This window comes from Deltaproteobacteria bacterium (genome assembly GCA_018668695.1).
Classification (GTDB): domain Bacteria; phylum Myxococcota; class XYA12-FULL-58-9; order XYA12-FULL-58-9; family JABJBS01; genus JABJBS01.
Window position 1 is genome coordinate 1 of record JABJBS010000108.1, and the last position, 6689, is coordinate 6689.

At 51.2% G+C, this 6689-nt stretch carries 6 protein-coding genes; all 6 read left to right on the forward strand.

Annotation, left to right across the window (positions count from 1 at the left end):
* Nucleotides 1-399: peptidylprolyl isomerase (locus tag HOK28_06190; GenBank protein ID MBT6432663.1), on the forward strand; the 399-nt coding region annotated here is incomplete at its 5' end.
* Between the two features lie 110 nt (nucleotides 400-509).
* Nucleotides 510-2513, forward strand: a complete 2004-nt coding sequence (locus HOK28_06195; protein MBT6432664.1) for a transglycosylase SLT domain-containing protein — start codon at nucleotides 510-512, stop codon at nucleotides 2511-2513.
* A 78-nt stretch (nucleotides 2514-2591) separates the two neighbouring features.
* On the forward strand, nucleotides 2592-3722 hold the full coding sequence (gene rlmN / locus HOK28_06200) for a 23S rRNA (adenine(2503)-C(2))-methyltransferase RlmN (protein MBT6432665.1): 1131 nt from the start codon (nucleotides 2592-2594) through the stop codon (nucleotides 3720-3722).
* 56 nt (nucleotides 3723-3778) lie between these two features.
* Entirely contained in the window at nucleotides 3779-4975 is a 1197-nt protein-coding gene (locus HOK28_06205) for a hypothetical protein (protein ID MBT6432666.1), read from the forward strand.
* Nucleotides 4976-5025: 50 nt separating this feature from the next.
* Nucleotides 5026-6186 carry a tRNA epoxyqueuosine(34) reductase QueG gene (gene queG, locus HOK28_06210; protein MBT6432667.1) on the forward strand — a complete coding sequence of 387 codons (1161 nt, stop codon included), beginning with the start codon at nucleotides 5026-5028 and terminating at the stop codon, nucleotides 6184-6186.
* Nucleotides 6176-6689 (forward strand): DTW domain-containing protein (locus tag HOK28_06215; GenBank protein MBT6432668.1); only part of this gene is annotated, 514 nt, incomplete at its 3' end. The genes queG and HOK28_06215, both read left to right, overlap by 11 nt.

The window sequence follows — 6689 nt, forward strand, 5'->3', positions numbered from 1 at the left end:
GTAGAGCTTATCAGCATCAAGGCTGCACCTAAGCCTATCGCAGCGCCTACAGACGTTGCTGCCGTTCCTGCAGATGCCAAGAAGACTGCAACCGGTATTGGTTACAAAGTCCTCAACGCTGGCAAAGGTGATGTACACCCGAAGCAATCAGACCGAGTGGAAGTTCATTACACTGGCTGGACCACTGACGGTAAAATGTTCGATAGCTCAGTACTGCGCGGCAAGCCTGCTCAGTTCCCGCTTTACGGCGTGATCAAAGGTTGGACCGAAGGTGTTCAGCTCATGGTCCCTGGTGAAAAAACACGTTTCTGGATTCCTGCGGAACTTGCTTACGGCAACAAGCCTGGCCGCCCTGCAGGAATGCTCGTGTTTGATATCGAACTTTTAAAAATTCTTTAAGTCAAACGTCGTTTAAGAGCCGAATGGGGATATTCGGCTCTTAAATTCGACGGCTTGGGGGGACTCTGCTAGTCTAGGCACTTATGGGTGGGGTTGTTTCGATTTTCTACATGCTGGTTCTTACCAGCCAGGTACCAGAGCCCTCTGGTATCGAACCAACTCTTGTGCCTTCTGCAGTACCTCAAGAATCTTCCCTTCCAAGTGCCTCTGAGCAAGAAATCGAAGAGCTTCAGCGCATTGATGAAGGGCGTAAGCTTCTTGAGCAAGGCCTCGCCGAAGAAGCACACAGTAAATTGTCTCAGGCTTTTGCCAGCAGTTGGGGCAAAAATATCAGTACGCTCGCGGTAAGAGCTTGGGCCCTCTTCGAGACGGGCCGTTACGAAGAACTCTTAAAAATCTTACCCGAAGACCAACATGACAATGAAATCGTCTTCCTCAAAGGCTCAGCCTTGATGGGGCTTGGCAAACAGGAAGAAGGCATTGTTCTTCTCAGACAGCTCTGGTGGCGAGAACCAACTCAGGTGTGGGGGGTGTGGGCATTGTGGCAGCTGGGCAAGGCCAACTTGGTGAGCCGCTACCTCAAAGGTGAAAGAAGTTTCATTCTAAAAACCGTGCCTCCTCCGCTCTACCGGTTGCGTGTTCGCGGTAAAACAATTGCGACCCGCTCTCTTAACCGACTCGCACGCAACCCATTTAGCAAAGGACAGCTTCGAGCAGAGGTTCGTCACGCACTTGGCGCCCGATACATTGAAACCGAGAAATTGCCTGAAGCCATTCACATGCTTCGACGAGCTCTGAAGGCAAAGCCTGGGCTCCATCTCAAACGCGCCATTCAGCTCGACCTTGGCGAGTCTCAAAGACGCCGCGGAGCTTACAAGACAGCGCTCTTTCATTTTGAAAATGTAGCATCGGGATATGTTGATACCTTGAGTAATGAAGCTCGAGCGCGTGCAGGACAAATGGCCATCGAGTACCGCCGCTACGACGATGCGCAACGTCACTTCGAAACTCAGCTACTCAGCAACCCTCTCGGACCCAATAGAAATCAAGCACTTTGGGGCCTTGGATGGGTCGCTTGGCGGCGCGAAAAGCCCAAAGAAGCGCGGCAATTCTTTAAAACCCTACTCGAGAGCGATCCTTTTGGCCCCAAGGCTGCTGCCAGTATTTATTGGGGAGCGCGAGCCGCTCAAGAACTCGGAGATAACCATACAGCCATGGGCGAATTCCTCGCTTTGGTCCAACGTTTCCCAGTCGACTATTACGCGCACCGGGCAACGGACTACATCGAAGGCCATGCCGACCTTCAAGTCGTCACACCCGCAGCCAGCCTACCGATCTCGCACCCCAATCATCAGCTAAGCCATGTAGAAGGCTTGTTGAAAGCAAGTCTTTCCAAGCAAGCACTCAAGGGCCTTAAAGAGGTCCTGCCGCTTGCCTATGACGAGCTTGGACCCAAAGACCTTGAGCTCGGTAACTCTCTGGCAAAAGCACTGAATGCCCCGCTCTTAGCGGCCCGCTTTCGCGGAATCCGCAATCGGCGCTACCCGCAATTAACCAAGGTAACCGTCCGAACACTCGCTGCGAACTTCCCCGACCGCTATGTCTCTATCGTTAAAAGGACCGCAAAACGCTTTGCTCTGGAACCCAATGTGGTCGTCGCCCTCTCTCGGCAAGAAAGCGCTTTTAACCCTCGAGCTGTTTCCCCCGTCGGGGCCCTTGGCCTAATGCAATTGATGCCAACCACAGCAGCAGATCTCATGGGAATCAGCGTGGAATCGGAAAAATTCGACCCCAACAACATCCTGAACCCTTCGACCAATGTCTATCTAGGCTGCCGGTATCTAAAGCGGATGCTTAAAAGTTTCGACGGGACCATCGAATACGCTTTAGCGGCTTATAACGCTGGACCCGGGGCCGTACGCCGCTGGAGACGACGTGGTAAAGTGCCGGTCGAGGTCTTTGTAGAAGAGATTCCCTACGAAGAAACACGTAACTATGTGAAAAAAGTACTATCTTGGAAGCGTAAAATCGAATTTCTAGAACGGGCCCGCCACAAGGTTCGTCAACTCACACGTAAAAAGACCAAGCCATCAACTTCGGTTGCAGCCCGCTAAAAGCCCCGATCTAGCTCTCCATCATAGATAAAACCCCTTTACGGCTGCGGTTTTATGTGGATATGAGGGCGCCAAATCATGGAAACGACAAATTTACACCCTGCCCTGACTGTTCTCGACGGACTGTCCTCCAAGCCACCTGTTGGTAAACCGAACCTACTGGGTTTCACGCGGCCTGAGCTTACAACCTTTGTTGAGGAGGCAGGCGAGAAGCGTTTTCGCGCCGATCAGCTTTTTACAGCACTCTTCGAACAGAAAATCAGTGGCTTTTCGGAAATCACCACGCTCTCCAAAACCTTACGCCAAGCACTGACCGATACCTTTGTGATCAGTCGGCCCACCATCGACCAAGTCGAAGCTTCTGAAGACGGTACACGTAAATACCGATTCGTAAGCGTGGACGGATTGGCATTTGAGGCCGTCTATATTCCTCAAGTGGCCAAAGGCAGTCGCACCAATACTCTATGCGTCTCCAGCCAAACGGGGTGCGCAGTTGGCTGCAAATTTTGCTTCACCGCCTCGTTGCGCCGCAACCGAAACTTGGCTGCAGCTGAAATTGTTGGCCAGGTACTGGCAGTCCAAGATGATGTAACCGCCGAGGATGAACATGCCCGGGTCACGAATATTGTCTTCATGGGCATGGGCGAGCCTCTTTTAAACTTCAATGAAGTGATTAAAGCCTGTAAAATTCTTCTCGATGAAAAAGGCTGCCAGTTTTCGGGACGACGCATTACCATCAGTACCTCTGGTATCGTCCCGCGTATTTATGAATTGGGTCGTGAACTGCCAACTCAGCTGGCTATTTCTTTAAACGCAACGACCAACGAGCAACGCAACCGCGTGATGCCCATTAACAAGAAGTGGCCGATTGAAGAGCTTATTGAAGCTATGCGTGCCTATCCGTTGGCCAATCGGCGTAAAATCACTGTCGAATATGTTTTAATTAAAGACGTAAACGATACCCCGGCAGATGCGCGAAGGCTCATCCGGCTCCTTGAAGGTATCCCCGTAAAGGTCAACCTATTGCCTCTCAATGCCCATGACCGAACCGAGTTCGAAACACCTCCATGGGAGCGGGTGGTCGCTTTTCAAAAGATTCTGCGAAATGCCAAAATGAATACGCTTTTACGCACACCACGTGGACAAGATATTTCCGCGGCCTGTGGGCAGCTCGGCGAAACCGTTCCACTGCCTGCACCCAAGACTTAAGCCAAGTTTCTTCAACAATTTGGCGATCTCCCGTAAGCTTTGGTAGCTTCAACCCAATGTCTATCTTAGAGCCAAGCGATTTTACGTATATTGCCGACCTCGTCATGAGCAAAACCGGCGTTCTTCTTCAAGAAGCGCAGCACGACTTTGTCCGAAAAAGGGTGCTTCCCATCGCGCGAGAAGGTGGTTTTGACGAAATCGCGGACCTCGTTGACCAGCTGCAGATGAGCCCTAACTCTAAGCTTCACAGCCGCGTCATCGAAGCAGTCTTAGAAGATGAAACAATGTTCTTCCGAGATTTCAGCTCCTATAAGTTTCTTCGCCATTCCGTGGCCAAAGACCTTTTTGGTAAACGCGTCGATAAAAAAGAGCTCAACATATGGTGTGCCGCATGCTCCAGTGGGCAAGAAGCCTATTCCATCTCGATTATGCTCAAAGATGCGCTGAAACAATTTGAAGGTTGGAAAATCAATATTCTAGCCACAGATATTTCACCGACACTCATCAAAAAAGCCAAAACCGGAGTCTTTAGCCAAACAGAAGTCAACCGCGGATTACCGGCGAGCCTTTTGCTGAAGCACTTCGACCGAGAAGGTACGATCTGGAAAATCCACGACGAACACACCAGCGGCATCCAATTTGAGGTCTTCAACCTCATGAACGACTGGAATGAGCTGCCTGTATTCGACATCATTTTGATGCGCAATATCCTCAGCTACTTTCCTCATGACACGCAAATAACGATTTACGACAAGCTCTTTGAGCATATGCATCCTGAGACCTATCTCTTCTTAAGTGCAAACGAGGCGCCCGCCGATGGTGATAGGTTCTTCCTTCTCAAAAGCACCGAAAAAGATGCATGCTACCAGCTCTTGCCGCTGGAAACCGAAGACGAAACCGAAGAACAAGACGAGGCATCTGCCCCAGCTGCCAACGAAACGAAGGCGTCCACAAAGCAACCGCAGGAGCCTGAACAACCGGCTCTAAAACCAAAGCCCCAGGTTGCCGCTAAACCAGCAGGAGAAGCGAAGTCGCAACCCGCCGCTCAACCCGCTCCAAAAGTGAAGCCTCAAGCCGCCGCACAACCGGCTGCGCAAGCAAAGCCTCAAACTTCTTCCAAACCCGCTCCCGCGCCAGCCCCGCCTGCTCCTGCTCCCGCTCCTGCGAGAGTTCACGAAATGGATGATATTGACGATATCGAAGATCTTGATGGCGGCCTCGACGATGACGATGATATGATTGAAGACGTTTAACGCTCTTCTCGCTGGTCGCATGGCCCATATCTTTGCTAAAGCGGCCTTACATGGAAACCTCACCAAATATCACTGAGCAAATATTCTCCAAGGCTCAAGACTTGGGTTTTCTCCGCATTGCTATCACTGCAGCTCAAGACCTCCCCGAAGGCGACGACGCTCTGCAGAATTGGATCCAAAGCGGTTATCACGGAGATATGGACTTTATGGCCAAACACGGCCGGCGAGATGACCCGCAGAAGGTTCTTAGCGGTGCCAAAAGTCTCTTGGTCGTGGCCCTGCCCTATGCCGGTGGTCAAGATTTGGTAAACCTTACCCCCTCTCGTCCCCAAGGTTTCATCGCCCGTTACGCCCGCGGCCGAGATTATCACGAAGTCATGCGCGAGAAGCTTATGGCTCTTGGTGAAGCATGCTCAGAAATCATCGGGCGACCTGTTGTTTCACGGCCTTGCATTGATACCGCCCCCCTTCTCGAACGCGGTTACGCCTCGCAAGCAGGTCTTGGTTTCGTAGCCAAAAATACGATGCTTCTGATTCCAGGATTTGGCACTTATTTTCTACTCGGAGAGCTTCTACTTGATGTGGAGCTACCCCCCACAGAACCCATCAAACCGAAGTGTGGATCCTGCCGCTCATGTTTAGATGCCTGCCCAACCGGCGCATTTGTTTCGGAGCGAGTACTCGATGCTCGCAAGTGTGTTTCGTATTTCACCATCGAATACAGCGGGGCCATTCCACAAGAGTACCGCCGCCCCATCGGCAATATGGTTTTTGGCTGTGATATTTGCCAAGAGGTTTGCCCCTACAACCTATCGAAGAAGATCAAACCGGTTGCCCCAGAGTTTATTGCGCGCGATGAACTCCAAAACCCTGACCTTATTGATCTACTTGAAATTACCTCCAGTGGACACCGCAGGTTTGTTAAAGGAACCGCTCTTCGGCGCGCTCCCCGACATCAGCTCATGCGTAACGCGGCCATAGCACTCGGTAATTCAGGAAGAGCTGAGGCTATTGAACCTCTGGCACAAGCACTTACCGGCAATCGCTACCCTATCGTTCGCGGACACGTCGCGTGGGCGCTTGGCGAGCTTGGAACCGAAGTCTCACTCAACCATCTTCAAAGTGCTTTGGTAAACGAAGATGATGATTCCGTCTGCGATGAAATCCGCAGCGCCATCGCGAATATTGAGAGCGTAAACGATGCAGACTGACAATAAACCAGACCACCGACTCATGTGCTACGACTGCTTTCGACCAGATGCCCACTGTGTTTGTAAAATCATTAAGCCCGTAAAAAACGAAACGGGCATTATCATTTTGCAACATCCCGCAGAACGCAATCACCCTTTCGGCACGGCACGCATTGCAATGCTCTCACTCGCTAAAGCAAACCTCGAGATTGCTTGGCCAGGGTTTGCTCGCCAAGAAGCTCTGGAAGAAAAAATCCCTCTTAAAAGCGGAATACTCTACCCCTCCCAAGACGCTCTCGACCTGGACGATTGCCCAGAAGACCAAAAGCCTGAAAACTTGGTTATTCTTGATGGTACCTGGAATACAGCCAGAACTATCTACAACACGTATCCCAACTTGAGAAACTTACCCCACTATAAAATCAGCCCTGTTGCTCCAAGCGGCTATAAGATTCGCAAAGCCCCCAAAGCAGAACATCGCTCAACCATTGAAGCGATATGGCAAGCCCTCACAATCCTGGAAC